The following is a 17643-nucleotide window of genomic DNA, read 5'->3' as shown; positions in this document are numbered from 1 at the left end:
GCAGCGGCATGAAACCGGCGGACGCTCCACTTAGCAATCGCGTCGAGCTGTTCAGATGAACCGAGCCACCTCTCTGCTTCAAAACAAACGCGCTCTGCGCCTCGCTGAACTTCGATCTCTTCATCGCTGCCGCCGTCACCTGACCCTCAGTCCTAAATTGGAATTTTTCAGCTCAAAACGGTCCAGGAAACGGGCAGCAGGTCATAGCAGGAACGGGACCACGCCAGCCGCGCGGTCCAAGACCGGGTAACAGTTCAATTCCATCCGGCAGAAGATATTGCCTCTCGTGGGGCGGTTCACAAGGATTTGTGAACACTCTGTAAACTTATCAGTGATACCTTAGCAAACGACTGGAAATACCGATTCCCTGGAGTGATGAATGCCGACCGATCGCGACATGAAATGCCAGACAGGGCACCCAATCAATGGCTCTCGTGTGGAACGCGCTCGCTATTTTATCGCCTTAAGTCGCTGGGCGCGCGGCGGCGAAACTGAGGTAAATGACCAAGCCGATGCCTCGACAAACATTTCTAGCGGATAGCGTGCCGCACCCAGTCGGAGAAACGCGGGGCGCACCGTCGGGACTCGACAGGTACAAAGTCAGTCTTTTGCTTCTCGGATATCCGGAGGGATATCAACGTGCGACCCTCAGTTCGCTCGAAGGGACCACGTGATGCCCTCAGCGGGCTAGCCCACCCGGGTCGAAACCGATGCGAGTGACGAGATTTCCCAGAGTCATGATTCGGATCGGCAACAGTTTGCGCACCAAATCCAGAGCTTCCTCCATTTGGCCTAGGTCGAAGACGCCGCTAAGGCGCTGCTGTGCAACTGCTTCGGCAAGGAAGATCAGGCCAGAACAATAGGGACGGTAGGCATCGATCATGTCCGCGAGGGTTCGGTTCTGCAGAATAAGCCGCCCCTCGCTCCACGCCGATGCGCCCTGCGTTTCCTCCCGGGTCATGCGGGAAAGCGTGACCCCCCGGACAGCATATCCCTCGCCAGCCTTTAGCGCGAACGCAAAACCGCCTCGAATGCCCATTGCGGCATCTCCCCGGACATTAATCACCGATGCGATGGTGGACCGACGCGTCACTATTGACTCGCCATGGTCGACCTTGACGTCCAGAATGCCGCTTCGCACGAGAAATGGCGAAGCTCCTGCTTCAATCGTGACCATCGCCGTGCCTTCCAGCATGTCGATGCCGCGGCGGTCACCATCGAAGTCGAAATTGCAACGGCTTCGAGCATTAAGTAATAGTAGGCTTCCGTCCGGAAGTTCGACGCGCTTTCGCTCCCCTGTCCGGGTGCTTGCATCGGCGATCAGACCGTCCAGGGGATAGACACGTTCGGTGATTGCCAGCGCCGTCGCCGAACTGCCGATCACGGCAGCCGCACTTAGCAGTTCACGTCGCGAGCGCTTGCGGTCTATCACTTCGACTAGGCTCCCCCCCAATCCCGGCACTCGGTCTACGACCTTGAAAGGCGTAAGCGACTTCTGGAGGCTGTCCCAAGCCGTGCGGTGGCGAAGATCGGCATCGAGCCACCGCTGCAGGCCTGCGCTGGCCTCTTCGTCGGCCTGTCCGTCCTGAACAAGGACCATCCAGGCAACGGCCTCATCGACAACGGGATCGTCGACCGCGACGCGCTCATTCATGGGTCAGATAGTCCCGATAGCAGGCCTTGAAACCAGCCGCGATATATTTGCGTACCATGCTGACTGAGACCCCGAGCGTCATGGCGATTTCAGCATGGCGCAAGCCGTCGATCTGGCTGAGGAGAAACGCGGATCGCGCCTTGATCGGCAGCGTTTTCAGGATGGCGTCGACCCGCAGCAGGGCCTCTTGGATAAGGAGCCGGTCTTCAGCCGACGGCTCCAGTGAGGCGGGAAGGTTGGCAATTGTCGACGCATAGGAGCTTTCCACGTCGCTGCGCGCGCGCAGGTCGATCAAAAGTCTGCGGGCGATGGTCGTCATCATGGCCCGGGGTTCCCGGATCGCTTCGCCCGCCGAAACGCGAATCATCCGCAGCATCGTCTCCGCCGCGACGTCTTCGGCAAGGCAATCGGCGGGTGTCCTCCGGCTCAGCCAGCGATTGAGCCAGCCGTAATGCTCACGAAATATCGCATCGACGACGTGTGGACGGGCCGTGCAGTCCGTCGCAATCATCGATTCACTACCGGACACACGATCCACGCCGCGACTCCCTTGCTGTCGCCAGAGCAGACATCCTCCCCCCACCGGCATAGACCCTTGCTTCCCGAGACACACTCCGCATGCCACTTGACCTACTGCCGATTCAAAGTGAACTCGATTGGTACCGTCATCGTCAAGGCCATATCTGGGACGGCAGCAGGCGGAGCCGGCAGGCGGACGCGACGGAGCAGCGATCGGACTTCGCCATCGAGGTCAGGGTACCCGCTGGACTTCACCAGCTCGGCCTGCACCACAGAGCCTTTTCGGTCTACCACGAAACGCGCGTATATCGTCGCTTCCTGATGAGCGAACCGAGCCGAGGCAGGATAGCGTTTTGCGCCTTCCAGTCGTGCGAGGACCGCCGACTCCCATGTCTCCCGCGCTTGGGGATTAGCACTTGCGTCCGACGCAATGCGATTCTGCTCTGCTTGGGCGACGGCAGACGCACGTGGCGGCGTAACAGGACTGTCTGGCCGGGGCGGGGGGGTGTCGTTCGCGCGCGACGGGACGGGTACAGGTACAGGTACAGGGATCGGATCGAGCCCCCGAGGGACGGTAGGTACGTCCGGCGTCGCGGGCCGGGGCCTGGGTCGATCATGCGGCTGAGATGTTACGGGCTTCGGCTGCGCAACCGGGGCAGGAGGTGCATTCAGCAATTCGATCGAAAGGCTCGGCGGAGCCGGTTCGATGCGCTGTGCAGGAAGGACACGCACGAACAGCATGACGAGGACCGCGGCATGGAGCAGCGCCGTTGCCAACACGGCGACCTGCCAGTCGCGTCTAGAAGACCCGGTTGTCGGCGTCATTTGGTCTGCTGCGCGCCTCTGCCCACGAGCCCTACCTGAGAATAGCCTGCTGCTCGAAGGGCATCGAATGCATCCATTAGCGATTGGTAGGTCAGTGTTTGGTCGCCCAAAAGCAGGATGCGATCATCATGCATCGCGTGAACTGCAAGCAACGCCTCGCGCAAGCCGCTTGGCGCAACTATGTGGTTTCCGACCACGAAGGAGCCATTGGCCTTGACCGTCACCGTGATTGGCTTCGGCTTGATCAGCGTGTCAGCCTTTGAAGACGGCAGGTTGACATCCTGCGACACGGCGCTGGTCTGCGCGGCGACCATGAAGATGATGAGCAGCACTAAGATGACGTCGATGAACGGGGTCAGGTTGATTTCGCTGAGATCCTCCATGTCGTCTTCAAGTTTTTCAGCGATACCCATTCGTGATTCTCCCGTCTAATTGCAATCTGGATCGAAGGTGACGCAAGCTTACCGCGAGATATGCCTGCTTTCGACTTCGCGGCCGGTCAGACTGTTCACCATCGTCGCCATGTCGGCAAGGCGATGACGATATTCGGCCAGTCGACGGTTGAGCAGATTGTACATGATGGTTGCCGGGATTGCGGCCACCAGTCCTAGCGCGGTGGCCAGAAGCGCCTCTGCGATCCCCGGCGCCACGACCGACAGGCTCGTCGACTGCGACTTCGCGATCCCGACGAAGCTGTGCATAATGCCCCATACGGTGCCGAAAAGCCCTACGAAAGGCCCGACCGAGCTGACCGACGCCAGGAACGGCACGCCGTTGCGCATCTTCGCGACGGCGTTGCTTTCGACCCGCGATATGCGATCAGCGACGCGTTCGCACGCCCCTGCCGTCCTCCCCTGCAGGATCAGGGCCTCCGACTTGCCGAGTTCCTCCCGGGCGGCTTCCACCATCGCGTCCGATGGCGCGTCGGCGACGTCGATGCTCGCCAGCGTGCGTGCGATGCGCACTGTTTCCGTCGCATCCCCGACTGCCCGACTGCCTCGCGAAATTTCCCGCATCTTGGCGACGAACACCGCCCAAGTGGCGATGGACGCCATCAACAGCAGCATCATGACGGCTTTGACGACGGGAACGGCGGCCCAGAACATTGACGCCGGATCGAAGTCGGTATGATCGATGCCCTGCGCCAAGGCGGGCGACGGCGCGCAAACGAGGAACGCCGCCGTTGTGGCGATCATCGCCAGGCGACGCGATATCGGCTTGTATCGATGACAGGTTCGCATGGTCATATATCCGGTGAAGAGGGAGGGTCGGTGGCAGGGGCAGAGACTGGCCTGATCGACCAGCCGTCCTCCCGGAGATCGAGTATCGAGTCATGGAACGGAATCACGCTGGCGCGATGTGCGACACTGACCATCGTCGCGCCGCTGTCGAGCAACAGGCCATAGAGGTGAGCTTCCATCGGCTGATCGACCGCGCTGGTCGCCTCGTCCAGGAAGACATATTCGGGTGCGTTGACGATGACCCGGGCAAAGCCGATCCTTTGCTGTTCGCCCAGCGAAAGTATCCGCCCCCAGTCCTTTTCGGCAGCCAGGCCCCCGTTGCGTTCCGCGATCCGCGGCAGACGGACGGTATCGAGCGCCGCCAACAGGACGTCATCGCCCACGCTGCCATCGTCCTGCCTGGGATACAGTATCTGGCTGCGCAGCGATCCGAGGGTCATGTACGGCTTCTGCGGCATGAACATCGCACGGTCTAGCGCGGGCATGTGGAGTACCCCTGTGCCGCGCGTCCACAGACCCGCCAGCACGCGGAGGAACGAGCTTTTGCCGACGCCCGTCTGCCCCACGATGAGCATTCGTCGGCCTGGCCGCAGTTCGAGCGAGATGTCCTTGACCAGACTCAGTTCGCCACCCGGCGTCTGGTAAGAGACGTGATCGAGACGGATGGCGTCCGCATTTCCCCGCACTTCGATGCCCGCATCGCCGTGGGCCGAATTGCGATCGCGGCGTCGCTGCTTGAGCGCCTCCGTCTTCTCCAAGATCTGTGCGACGCGGACGATGTTGGGCGCGATTCCGGTAAGCCGAGGAAAGAGATTGATAACGTTGCTCAGGTCGCTCGAGATGAGGAATGCCGCCGCCCCCGCCTGCGCGATGGCTCCAAACTGGATCGTCCCGTTAAAGAACAGCGGCACGACAAAGAGAAAAGGCAATACGAACCAGGCCAGCCTGAATATCTCCATGATTACCGAGATCTGCAGGTCGAACACGATCTTGCGCATTGCCTGCCGGATCACGTGCTCAATACGGGCGGCGAGGTGTTTGCGCTCCGCCGCCTCGCCACTGTAGAAGGCGATGGTTTCAGCATTGTCGCGGACATTCAGGATACCGTAGCGAAGGTCGGCTTCCGCGATCTTCTGGTCCCAGCTGATCGCGATGCCTGGCCGATACATGTACACGCTCGCCGTTACGTGAAGAACGACGTACGCCAGCACCGCAACCGTCATACGTGGCGATATCGCCATCAGAATGCTGATCTGGATGACGCTGGAAAAGCCAAGGCTGAAGATAGTGCGCGGCACCGAAACCAGAACCTCGCACATCGGCCCGACCTCCTCCTGGATCCGCTGGTCGGGATTGTCGATGTCCTGGTCGATGTTGATATCGTAGTAGGAGCGCTGTTCCAGATAGCGATCGATCAGGTCGCCCGTGAGCCATTTGCGCCACTGCGCCACCAGATAGGGGGCGACCGCACTGCTGGTCATTCCGATGAGGAACGTGCCGACCATCACCGCGACCATCAGCCAGGTGGTTGACCAGAACACGTCGACATTACGCCCAACGATCGCGTTCGTCTGCTTGCCCGTCAGGATCGTCATCCAGCCGGAGAGTAATCCGCTCACGGCGCTGATCGCGAAAGTGTAGCCGAACATCGACCACGCCGTCCACGATCCTCGCCGCCACCAGTAGAGCCGGCAAACGAGCAGCATCCGTCGAAAGAACTTCGCATCAATCCGTCTGTCATGCGGATCGATGTAGATGCGCGAGCGCGCCGTCCCGCTTTCGGGCTTTAATCTGGCTTGGCGCGCCATCAGTCCGCCCGGGGAGCGAGCACGGGTGTTGCAAGGTCTGCCGCTCGTAGACTTGCTTCGATCAGGTCGCGATTGCCCGACACCGTTCCGGCCAGCCTGCCACGCTCGGGCAGCAGGCGGAGCGCCGCCGCAGCTAGGAACGCTGGGCTTAGTTCCTCGACGGCATGGCGATAGGCATGCAAATCTCCCTTTCCTGCCCGCTCACGCGTATGCAGATCCTGCATTGTGGAGACCGCCCTTCCGGCGTTTTCGTTCAGGCGGGATAGTCGCTGACGCTCCTGGCGGCGGAAAGCTTCGATCTCCGCATCGGTTGGAGGGGCATCTTGACGAAGTCCGGCGAGCAGATCCTCTATGGCGCGAACCGCCTCACCAACCGCGTCCAGCGACACGTTCGTGGTGATCCGCGCACTCATTGGCCCAATACCGGGCGTCGGTTGACCAGCGCTGCCATTGACGCCGTAGGTCAGGCCTCGCTTTTCGCGAAGAAGCGCATTGGCGCGCGACCCGAAATCGCCGGCCAGGGCATGGACCAGGCATCCCAATGCAGCTTCGTCAGCCAGGCCTTCGATCGGGGCGATCCAGGCCAAGGTTACTGCGACGGCATCGCCCGAAGATTCGACGATGCGAATGCCTGGCGTTGCGGGCGAAACATCGAGCCGCTGGGTCAGCGCCGGCACATGGGTCGATGCCCAGCCCTCCATCATGTCGTCGAACATCTCGCAGACTTCGGTGACGTCCACGTCGCCGGCCAGCAGCACCACCGTGCTCGCTGGGTCCCATGCCTGCGCATGAAAATCAGTAACCGTGGGAACGGTCAGATTGTCGATGAGGTTGGGCGATGCTCCAGCGACTGCGGCGAGACGGTGGCGGTCGCCAAGAAGCAATGCGTATAGTTCGCGCTGCGCTTTCTGGCCGGGGGCACTTGCACCCCTTGCTTCCGTAGCGAGCACCGCGACGCGCCGTTCATAGTCGTTCGAACCATAGCGAGGCCGCAGGATCGCGTCTGCAGCGATTGCCGCCGCAGCGGGCAGCGCAGCAATCAGCCCGCTGACGTCCAGCCAGAGATTCGTCGAAGCGGCGTTCATGGCCACCGACAAACCGGCACGCGTAACGCGTTCTCCGAAAGCGGCGGCGTCGTCCGGTCCTGCGCCGATCAAGGGCACGGATGTGACGAGCGACGCCAAACCCTCCAGGCCTTCTGGTTCGTTCCCTTTTCCCATGGCGCTGAGGACGCGCAGGTGGAAGGCGGGATCGTTTGGCCGGCGCGAGATGCGCAGCCGCGTCCCGTTTCTAAGTCTGGTCTCCTCCCATGCGGGGACGTTCACACGAGTCACTGCGGGATCGCCGGGTTGGGGGACGGTCGTAACCCCGACGGTCACAGCGGGATACGTCCCGTGGGGAAGCACGATCAGCGTCATGGATGGCAGCCGGAGCCATTTGGCCGCCGCGGCACGTATCTCGCTTTCGTCCATTTCGGCGACGAGCCTGGCTTCGTCGAGGAACCAGCCTGCATTGCCATAGAATGCCTCGCTGCTGCAAAGGCGCGCCGCCACCTGCTCGAATTCGCTCATCGAACGGGTCGCAGTGACAAGCCGCCTGATCCGAAGCCGGTCCAGATGCTCGGCATCGACAGGGGTCGAGACGAACGCGTCGATGACGTCGTCTATCTGTCCCTCAAGGCGCGCGCCTTCGGTCGCCAGGGTCGCCTGGGCCATCACCATGCCGTTGGCCCGCCCCGGGGTCAGCGTCACGGCGGCGGCACTCGCCAACCCGAGTCCGTTGACCAGTTTCCGGTGCAGTGGGCTCGCCGTTCCGCTGCCGATCAGGTCCGCGGCCAGCGAAAGGGCAAGGTTTTCACGCGGCGAGGCGACCGCGGACGCGGTATTCCACGTCTGGACATGAAAGCCCGGTCCGTCGATCCAGTCATATGCCCGGACGACGCTCTGGACGGGAGGCGCCTCCACCCGCGCCTCCGTTCTCGGGGGCATCATTCCACCGGGGATCACCCCGAAAAAGCGTTCGATCAAGGCGAACGTCGGTTCTACGTCGAACCCGCCGGTGACCACCAGCACCGCGTTACAGGGGCTGTAATGGGTGGCGTGCCATTCCCGCAGCGACTCGGCCGTATAATGTGCGATATCCGTGGCATGGCCGATCACGGGATGCCGATATGGATGCCCGGCGGATAGCATTCCTTCGGAAAGCCATTGATTTAGCCGGCCGAGGGGACGCCCCTCGTTCTCGCGCTTCTCCTCGATCACCACCTGGCGTTCACGTTCGATGATGGCGGGATCCAGACTGTTTGCGAAGTCGGCCATGCGGTCTGCCTCGGCGAACAGCGCCAGTTCGACAACATGGGACGGCACCGTCTGGAAGTACCGGGTGATATCCCGCATAGTCATCGCGTTTACCTGGGTCGCGCCGGCGTCCAGCATTCGCGTCATGTAGCTGCCCGGCAGGGCCCGGGTGCCCGCGAACATCATGTGTTCGAGAAAATGCGCCAGGCCGCTCTGCCCTGGCCGTTCGTCCATCGATCCGACCCGGTATGCCACCGAGATGTGGGCAAGGGACGTCGTCGTGTCGGGCTGCAAGAGCACCGTCAGTCCGTTCGACAGAATATGGCGCTGGAAGGTGTGGCGCGCCTCGATCAGTGGCATGATGTCGGGCACGCGCAGACGCCATCCCCGAACCGTATCCACCCCCTTCGGTATCGTCGACATGTCGTGCCTCACAACGTACCTCGAAGCGTGAACATCACCGATCGGGGCTCTCCGTAGAAGTTCAGCCCGGCATTGTTCACGATCGCATAGTACTTCGTGTCTGTAACGTTGTTCAGGTTGACCTGCAGATCCACGTTATCGTCGATCTGGTATTTGACCATCAGGTCTCCCCGGACATAACCCGGCCTGTTGGTCGGGATGTACGCGTTGGTGAATGCGCCGTTCGAGAACGTGGACAGAGCACTCCAGGGGTTGATTGACGTCTCGGCGTGCAGGCCGCCGCCGATGGTGAGGGCATCGTCCAGGACAGGCGGCTGCCAGGCGGTCCAGATCTTGATCAGATGTTCGGGCGTGATGCGCTGCGCCGGAAAGCCCGACGACGCGCTTGCCGCCGGGCCGGGCCGCTGTCCGAGCTGGGTATAGGTATAGGACGCATCAATCTTCAGACGGGCCGTCAGGGCGCCTTGAGCCTGGAGTTCTCCGCCGGTGCTGGTCTGATAGGATCCATCGATGCGATAGCAGCAACTCGCACCGGTAGTCGCATTGTTCGGCAGGAAGGTGCTGGGATCGAAAACGGGCGTGTTATTGGTTTCGATGTAGAACAACGATCCCGCCACGTTCAGGGCACCGCCCGCGAACGTGCCCTTCAGGCCGCCCTCGATGTTCTTGCCGACCATGGGTGGCAGGTAAGCCCCCTGCGCGGTGACATAGTTCGCCCGGTCGAAGATGGTGTTGTAGTTTGCGTAGGCTGAAAACCGCTTCGTCAGATCGACAACTAGGCCGAGGTTCGGTACGGTAAGATTGTCGTAGCTGATCGCCGTGTAGCGCTCACTCCCGGAAGGCGCCCGGGAGGTCAGATTGAGGTCGAACTTTGAATAGCGGTCGGATATTGTCAAATGCAGCCAGTCAGCTGGTGAAATTCGCAATGATCCATAAATTCCCAGCTGCCGTTGACTAGAACGGGGGAAGGATCTCCCCGTGAAACCCGGCGTTGCCCCCGCGGGAATCGGAGGAAACGCGTTGGGGTCGAACGGCACGACCGTGTAGTTCCTAAGGAAAAACGTTTTGAGCGGAACGACCGTACGCTGGGTGATGGACTGGGAGTTGCCGCCAGCGGTCAGGTCGACCTTCACCCCCAGGACATGGAAGGTGCCGTCGATGAATGAATCGATGATCTGCTGATTGGACGTCGTCGGGCCGCGCGTGACCGTCAAAACGCCCTGGTTAGGCCCGCCTGGCGTTACACCGATCGTACCCGGCGTGTTCCCAAAGTTAAACGCATCGGCATTTCCGTTCTGCCAGTTGAACGACGAGTTCACTTTGAACGTCCAGCTTTGCCCGATTTTCTGGGCAAGTTGCGCAAATATTTCTCGCGTTTTTGTCGATGAATAGCTCCAAGGCGTGCACAGGCATGTGGCACGTGGCAGGTCCAGCAACTGCCCCTTGTCATTTGCGGGAAGCCCGAAAAAAGGCGTACTACGCTGATAGCTGATCTTTCCGCCGATATTGATTCTCGTCGATGGCGCTGGCTGCACTTCGGTATTCAAATAGAGCTGCCAAAATTTCCGATGCGCGGTGTCATAGAAGAAATCGTTGCTCTGCGCGGTGAACACCCCACGAGCCTTGACCAGTCCGTCCAGCAGCACTGGCGACGACACGTCCACGATGCCGCGGAAATTGTTCCATGATCCAGCCTGCAGGGTGGCTTCCAACGCGGCATGATCGAGCGGGCGCTTGCGTTCCAGGCTCACGGAGCCGCTGGCGCTCCCCACGCCTGTAAACGTTCCGGCGGAGCCACGCTGCATGCTTATGCTGTCATAGATCGAAAGGTCGTCGAGTACGGTGTATCGCGATGCGAAGTTCTGGGTGGTCCCGATCGCCAGTGGCGATCCCCCGTCGATCTGGATGTTGGTGATGCTGTAGCCGCGAGACGTGAGTATGCCGCCCGTCGAAGTGACGCCAGGCAGGACGTCGAGTCCCGCGTTGAACCCGGTGATCACGCGGTCGTCGAGTTGTTGCCGCGTCACCACCGATACCGCAGCGGGCGTGTCCTTTAGCGCCAGCGCACGCTTGGACGCGACGATTGCGCCGTTCGTCGTATAGCTCTTGGTGCCCTCCGTTGCGATCGGATCGCTGCTCCCGTTAGCACCCACGTCAGCGTTTTCGGACGTGCTTGCCGCCACCCGAACCGTGCCCAGCACCTTTCCGCCTGCGGAGATCTGGTCCGGAGCGAGGTCGCGAACGACGATCCAGTTCCCCGACTTGTCCGGTCGCGCGGAAAGTCCGCTACCCTGCAGCACTTGCCGAAGCGCGGCGTCGGCCGACATTGCGCCCTGCAGCCCTGGGACGGTGCGACCTTCGACAATGGACGGATCGAATACAATGCGCCGGCCCGACTGCGCGGCGATCGAGATGAGGGCCTCACCCAAAGCACCTTGGAAAATGTTGAAGTGTACAGTCTTTTCAGCAGCGAAAGCAGGCGTTGATCCTGCCATTATGGCGATCATTGCGCTCGTCGCTCCCCGAAGTTGCTTGCTCCACATTGCGTCCACAGTCGTCCCCCCCCCCCAGCGGCAGCGACTGCAAAAGTCGCTCCACCATGTTTGACGGACGATTACGAAAAAGTGACACTCGGAAGCGTGAGTTTTTTTGCGGGATAGCGCAGGCTGAGCAACCTCCACCGGTCCGTCCGGATAGCTAATTATTGTATTGTCGCCTCCGCCGCCATTGCCGGGCGTAGGTTGAGCGAAGCAGAACCGAAGGCCGGAGCGGGGACCGAATGTCAACTCTTGGGCGATCGTGTTGAAAATGCCGGCCTTAGCGCAGGGTGGACCTGGGCTTGGAAACCGAGGCAGGCGTTCCCGCCGTCCAAGTCGAGAGACCAGTGCTGTTTGAGTCCTTGCGGGATCGCCATAGGGGCTCGCGTCCCAAGCGCGCGCTTGCGGCCGCCACGCGTGCGCACCATCAGCCGCTCCTCACGATACCGCCGGGCTGGTCCGCCGCACCGGAGATGCATTCCACCAGTCGATGTTCTGCTCGCAATCGGCTGAATGCCCGCACCCTGACGTTCAAGCTCGCGATCCGGTCTCTGGAGGACGGCGTTCACTACCGCCGATCTTTAAAACATGCGGTCGATGCGTTGCTTGCCGCAGGGGGACGCGACGTCCGTAAAATATTCCTGAATTTGGCATATAGGTCCGACTATTTCCGCATCGATAACCATTTTCCTACACCATCCGCCCTTGAATCTGTCATACACATTCTTGTGGGCTGCTAGTTTATGAGCCATATTCTGACGGATCCGGCGTCAATCGGCTCCAGTTTACGGTTAGATCGAAGCATGAAACTCATTGCATTTTTCAAAGGCTGGTGGCGGCCGCTTCCCCTATGGCTAAAAGGGGCAACACTTATAGCCGCCTATCCGGCTTGGTTCCTCCTTCTGTATTGCATTCTGACCGGCCAGGCGAGAAACCCCTTAACCGTTGTCGCGTTTGGCATTTACTTGATTGTTGCGCTCCTACACCTCGCATATAATGCATGTGACTGATTTCGTGCCTTCGCTAACACGCCCGGAGCGTGAGCCAAATTGGGTATCGAATCATAGCAGGCAGAGCTTACGACCGCGAAAATCGAATTCGGTGCCGCGCCGATAGCAAAGCCAATCGGGTCACGGAGCCTCACTCGATCGATGCGCTGATCACCAGTGATTTCGACGAGTGCAAATCATATGATATTTGGCATATAGATTCATACCCTTTTACTATTGCCCCCTTGGATCAGGGATTCTGCCGCTAGATATGTAGTATATGTTCTTGCACCGTGATAGCTTTTCGGTCATATTCTGATAAAGCCGGCCTAAGTTCGGCTGCTAATTTAGGGGACTGGCATGTCTTTTTTCAGCTCTACATTCATGGCTCACTCCCCGAATTTCCCCTTAATCATGGGTGGCGCGGATTTCGCTCCAGCTGCTTTCGTCTCCCCGTGCTGCGGCGGCGCAAATAGTCGATGGTTGACGATTTAATGCTTGGGCCGGCCCAAAGGCGCGGATCGTTATCGATCGGAGCGGTCATCGCCAGTATCACGCTGGCGATCGTTTGCGTCACCTTCCTGGTCCGGCGTGGGACCGATGACAGGTCTACCGACACCGACTCGATTACCGTGGTTCATGGAGCCGCGCCGGTGAGGACGACCGACAGCATTCAGATCCGAGGTGGCATTCGAGCTATGCCGCCCCCGCCTGCGGATGAGGTCGCCTTAATGGAGAAGGAGATGGCAGCTAGCCCTCGGGATCAGCGTGCCGCAAGCGATGAAGTCCGCCTTCGCGACATCGTCAAGACGACGTTACCAGGTCTGCGTTCCCCGGTCATCTTATGCGCTGGGCTAACCTGTCGCATATCTGGTGACATGCCCACAGCTATCGATGGACCGCGGGGGGGGTATTTTCGATCGGTCAGCTTCTACGACGCGATCTTCGCTCTGGGTTATTCACCCGGCCCGGACCAATTTAAGACGCAGGGCGATGACACCGCCGTCCTGCTGTTTTTGAAGCACGAGATTTAAGCATCTGCCGATTACCTTCTTAGTCGAGTAAATAGCGTTCCCATCAAAGGAAAATAAAGCAAAGCTTTAGAGAGAGGCGAGAAAATGGCATTATCTTCTTTAGAAATAGCCCAACGGCGTTGTATCGGGCGCCCCCTTATTGGCACCCTATTTGCTATACTATTAGCTTTTTTGGGCTTTGCGACGCCCGCTGCGGCGACAACATCGCAGTTCCGCGGGATGAACTGGGCACAACCGGGCGACAACTTCAGCAAGAGCCCGCTGGTGATCGACGGACTAGCAAGCACCGATAGCTACGCCACCGTCCAGGCGAAGGCCAACGCGCTGTATGACGACATGCAGTCGTCTCTTGGTATCAACACCATACGCCTGCCCATCAACACCCATACGATCAGCTCCGCCTGGTGGAATAATTATCGCGGCGCGATCGACGCCGCGACGGCGCGCGGCTGGAAAGTCATCCTCGCCTATTGGGAGGACGGTGCCGCCTCGGGAGGACGTGTCAGCAATCTGGCTGCGTACAACGCAATGTGGTCGACCGTGATCAGCCAGTACGGCTCAAATAATTTAGTCTACTTCGAACCGATGAACGAGCCTCACGGCTATTCGCCGACGGATTGGCGGAACTTCGCGGCGAACTGGCTTTCGACGCATTCGGCGGCGGTGCGCGGCCGGGTGCTGATCGGTGGCACCGGTTATAGTAACGACCTGCGAGAGGTTTGCAGTGATCCCCGTTTCTCCGATACCTTGTTCTCGTTCCACCATTATGCCTTCTTCTTCGGCACCAACACCTATGATGGGTGGCGCTCGAGCGTCATCAATCGTCTGGGCAATTGCGCTTCCCGTGCGGTCGTAACGGAGTTTGGTGCTCCCATGAATAGCGGGCTCAACTATCGCGACCCGAACAGCACCAATAACTTCGTGAGGCACATCCGCGCGCTGACGCAGGTGATGCGCGAAAACGCCATGGGCGGATCGTACTGGCCGGCACTCGGCGGCAAGCCGGGCGCGATCGGCTACGACTGGTACTCGATGTTTGCCAAGAGCGGCACCGGAACCGATCTCAACTTGGCGCTGCGTAACCCTAATGGCGGAGTCCGGCTGCGCTACGCGTTCGGCGACGCTGTGAGCGGTGACGGCGGTATCGGGACAGGCTCGCTCATCAACCAGAATTCAGGCAAATGTGCTGATATTGCTGGAGGCTCGACCGCGAACGGTGCCGAAGTCACTCAATACACCTGTGGGGCGGGGGCGAATCAGCGCTGGTCGTTGCGGGATGTCGGCAACGGCTACTACCAATTCGTGTCGGGATTGACAGGCAAGTGCCTGGACGTCATCGGCGCCTCGAACGCTGACGGCGCGAAGGTGGCGCAGTATACTTGCTCTAGTGGCTCAAATCAGCAGTGGCAACTCCGCGCGGTTGGGTTATACTTTCAGCTCGTGGCGCGACACTCGGGCAAGTGCCTTGATGTTCCGGCGGGCTCCACTGAAAACAGCACCCGGCTAAAGCAGTATGAATGCAATACCGGCACAAACCAGCGATGGACCATCTGACCTATGCGGGGGAATCGAGGAATCCCCCGCGACTTTCATCGTACGGGGGCCGTTATCGACCGTCCTCTCATCAACCGTGTCGTTTGCTGTCCAACACGGAATTCCGGCCCTAGTGAAGCAACGGGTGGGTTTAAACCCACCCGTTGCTTTTCGAGTTTCGAGTTCGGTGGCGAACGCTGCGGGTGTGGCGTAGCGAGCGAGGAGTGAAGCCTGATCATGGACGAAGTCCAGGCTCCAGCGCTGGTTGGGTAGCGCGAGCAGGAGGACAGGTGGCCCGCGTACTGACGTCCTACCTGTTTTTTAGCCAATTTGAGCGAGAGTTTTCCGGCCTTGAGAAGCCTTCGGGCAAGGAGCTGGGAATGAAGAAATCTAGGTACACAGACGAGCAGATTGCGTTCGCGCTGAAGCAGGCCGAAACCGGCACGCCGGTAGCCGAAGTCATCCGGCGGATGGGGATTTCGGAGCAGACGTTCTACCGCCAGAAGACGCTGTACGGCGGTCGGGGTCGGCGAGCTGAGGCGCCTGAAGCAGCTTGAGGATGAGAACCGGCAGCTGAAACAGCTGGTTGCCGACCTGAGCCTGGACAAGCACTCCTGCAGGACGTTTTGGCAAAAAATGTATGGCCCGCCCCCGTCTGGCAAACATGAAACGCGATAGGCTGCTCAATCTGCGTAAATTAATCCGGCCTGTTTGTGAGACATCTCGATCCCTGGCCATGATGGGATACGCGCACGGTCGTCCTAACAAGCTGGTTCAGCCTTCGTACGCATCCGATAGGGGCCGCGGATTGACGGCTATCGGAGCGGGGCTGGTGCGTCAGTCCTTGTCGAGGAAGGCCTCGAAACCTTCTTCGGCCAGCGCGCTTTGGAAGGCTGCATCAGCCTGCCGATCGGTTTCGAACTGATCGTCCCAGACGATCGAGGTGTTGTGATCGTTGACCACTTCGAGAGACCACCCTCGCTCAGTTGCTAGACGGACGATGCGGACTTCCAGTCGCCTGCCGCCTCGCTCGATCGTCCGGTTCAGCGAAGATTCGATCAGTTCGGGTTCGGGTTGGGGATCAGTCATCAGGCAGCCTCTTGCACGAGCGGCGTTTTACGAAGGCGGGTCCATTCCCAAGGCAGCAACTCGTGAAGCCGGGATTGCGGCAGATCGGCGATACGGACAAGTACGTCGGTAAGCCACGCGAGCGGATCGACGCCGTTGAGCCTGGCGGTGCCGATCAGGCTGTACATCATCGCAGCGCGCTCACCGCCGCGATCCGAGCCGACAAACAGCCAGGCTTTCCTGCCGCGGGCTACGCTGCGCAACTCTCGCTCGGCCGCGTTATTCGTCAGGCAGATCCGACCGTCCTCGAGAAATGTCGTGAATCCGGACCAGTCGTTGAGCAGATAGGCGATCGCTTTGGCGACGGCATCGTGACGCGACAGAATGCCGCGCTTTTCCCGCATCCAGGTTTCCAGTGCTTGGATCAGGGGTGCGACGCGTTCCTGGCGCACGCTCAGGCGCTCGCCGGCAGTCAGCCCGTTGATCTTTTGCTCGATCGCGAAGATCTGGTCGATCCATTCCAGCGCCTCCTTCGCGAACGGCGAAACGAGCGGCACGCCGCCCTTCTGGCGCTTGAGCTGACGCGCCACATCGGCCAGCTCGAAGAACTGCCGACGAGCGTGAGCCCAGCAATTCGCCCGCGTCATCGGTTTGTCAGCCCAGCCATCGCGGAACATGTCGTTGAAGCCGGCATAGCGGTCGACCTGCAAAATGCCGGTATAGCCAGCGAGATGGCCGCGGGGATGTTCGCCTTTCCGGGTCCGCGAGTAATAGCACAGCACTGCCGGCGGTGCTGGACCGCCGAACGGGCGGTCGTCGCGCACGTAATCCCAGATCCGCGCGACGTCGGTCTTGTACTTCGCCAGCCGCGGGACGGTGGTGTCATCGCCGTGGAGACGCTCGGCCGCCAGGACGTGCGCTTCAATTAGCAGGAACAAGGGCCTGGCAGCTACGCTCACTGCGCCGATCTGATCTGCGAGCGTCGACAGGCTCAAGGAGATGCCCTCGCTCTCGAGGCGATCGCGCTGACTGTTGAGCGGCTGGTGCAGACCGTATTTCTGAAAGACCAAACTGGCCAGAAAGTGCGGCCCGAACATGCCCCTCGGGGTGACGTGGAACGGCGCCGGTGGCTGGCTGATCTTCTCGCACCGACGGCAAGAGACCTTTTCCCGCACGGTCTGAATCACCTTGTGGCGGGCGGGCACCTTTTCGAGCGTCTCGGTGATGTCGGCCGGAAGATGGCTAAGGTCGGCAGACCCGCAGCAGGGGCACAGCTCGGGCGCCGGGATGACGACCTGTTCGCGCGGCAAGCCTGGATCGAAGTCGCGACGGGTGGACCGGACGCGGGTGAACGCGGTCACCGTCGTCGCTTTAGCGGCGGCTATTGCGCCGAGGCTCTCGGCTTCGGCAGCGTCCGCCTCGAGTTCCTCGAACGTCAGTTCCAGCTGGTCGATCAGCCGACGGCTGCGCTCCGAGCTGGCGCCGTATTTGTCGCGGCGCATCTTCTCGTTTATCAACTCGAGATGAGCATTGCGGGCTAGCAGATCGGCGTTGATCGCTCTGACGCGCGCCGCTTCGGCTTCGGCTTCGGCATTGAGCGCGTTCGCCTGGCCCTTTTCCGCGAGATCACGAGCGACCGCCAACTCAGTGCGAAGCTGCAAAAGCTCGTCGGAGGCATCGCTCGAAAGCATGCCCGATTATACCAGAACACCTTT

General features: G+C 60.4%; 12 protein-coding genes. 2 read left to right on the top strand and 10 right to left on the bottom strand.

Annotated elements, in window-relative coordinates; translation table 11 throughout:
- Positions 1-679: 679 nt before the first annotated feature.
- The 8 genes from LRP66_RS10365 to LRP66_RS10335 form a co-directional block, all read right to left on the bottom strand.
- Complete coding sequence (locus tag LRP66_RS10365; RefSeq protein WP_230482464.1) at positions 680-1654, bottom strand: FecR family protein; 975 nt, start codon at positions 1652-1654, stop codon at positions 680-682.
- Entirely contained in the window at positions 1647-2192 is a 546-nt protein-coding gene (locus tag LRP66_RS10360) for a sigma-70 family RNA polymerase sigma factor (RefSeq protein ID WP_230482463.1), read from the bottom strand. The genes LRP66_RS10365 and LRP66_RS10360 overlap by 8 nt, the downstream gene beginning before the upstream one ends.
- Before the next feature lie 92 nt (positions 2193-2284).
- On the bottom strand, positions 2285-2914 hold the full coding sequence (locus LRP66_RS18360; protein ID WP_443026684.1) for a TonB family protein: 630 nt from the start codon (positions 2912-2914) through the stop codon (positions 2285-2287).
- A gap of 80 nt (positions 2915-2994) precedes the next feature.
- The gene (locus tag LRP66_RS10355; RefSeq protein WP_230482461.1) at positions 2995-3411 is read right to left on the bottom strand and encodes an ExbD/TolR family protein; all 417 of its coding nucleotides are present in this window, start codon (positions 3409-3411) and stop codon (positions 2995-2997) included.
- A gap of 48 nt (positions 3412-3459) precedes the next feature.
- Complete coding sequence (exbB, locus tag LRP66_RS10350; RefSeq protein WP_230482459.1) at positions 3460-4245, bottom strand: tonB-system energizer ExbB; 786 nt, start codon at positions 4243-4245, stop codon at positions 3460-3462.
- Entirely contained in the window at positions 4242-6047 is a 1806-nt protein-coding gene (locus LRP66_RS10345) for an ABC transporter ATP-binding protein/permease (RefSeq protein WP_230482457.1), read from the bottom strand. Before LRP66_RS10345 ends, exbB begins: the two co-directional genes overlap by 4 nt.
- The gene (locus LRP66_RS10340; protein ID WP_230482455.1) at positions 6047-8716 is read right to left on the bottom strand and encodes a M16 family metallopeptidase; all 2670 of its coding nucleotides are present in this window, start codon (positions 8714-8716) and stop codon (positions 6047-6049) included. Before LRP66_RS10340 ends, LRP66_RS10345 begins: the two co-directional genes overlap by 1 nt.
- A gap of 59 nt (positions 8717-8775) precedes the next feature.
- Positions 8776-11274, bottom strand: a complete 2499-nt coding sequence (locus LRP66_RS10335) for a TonB-dependent siderophore receptor (RefSeq protein WP_230482454.1) — start codon at positions 11272-11274, stop codon at positions 8776-8778.
- A 2137-nt stretch (positions 11275-13411) separates the two neighbouring features.
- Between LRP66_RS10335 and LRP66_RS10325 the strand changes: the two genes are divergently transcribed.
- A complete protein-coding gene (locus LRP66_RS10325; protein ID WP_230482452.1) occupies positions 13412-14881 on the top strand; it encodes a ricin-type beta-trefoil lectin domain protein in 1470 nt (489 codons plus the stop codon).
- A 269-nt stretch (positions 14882-15150) separates the two neighbouring features.
- Positions 15151-15417: a transposase gene (locus tag LRP66_RS10320; RefSeq protein WP_443026682.1), complete on the top strand. Its 267-nt coding sequence runs from the start codon at positions 15151-15153 to the stop codon at positions 15415-15417.
- A gap of 280 nt (positions 15418-15697) precedes the next feature.
- Here LRP66_RS10320 and LRP66_RS10315 read toward each other — a convergent pair whose 3' ends face one another.
- Positions 15698-15949, bottom strand: coding sequence for a hypothetical protein (locus LRP66_RS10315; RefSeq protein WP_230482450.1), 252 nt, complete (start codon positions 15947-15949; stop codon positions 15698-15700).
- Entirely contained in the window at positions 15949-17619 is a 1671-nt protein-coding gene (gene tnpC / locus LRP66_RS10310; protein WP_230482449.1) for an IS66 family transposase, read from the bottom strand. The genes LRP66_RS10315 and tnpC overlap by 1 nt, the downstream gene beginning before the upstream one ends.
- Between the last annotated feature and the right edge of the window lie 24 nt (positions 17620-17643).

The sequence above is a fragment of the Sphingomonas sp. Leaf21 genome (assembly GCF_916858675.1).
Classification (GTDB): Bacteria; Pseudomonadota; Alphaproteobacteria; order Sphingomonadales; family Sphingomonadaceae; genus Sphingomonas.
The sequence above is the reverse complement of the archived record's forward strand: the minus strand, read 5'-3'. Positions and strand labels throughout refer to the sequence as shown.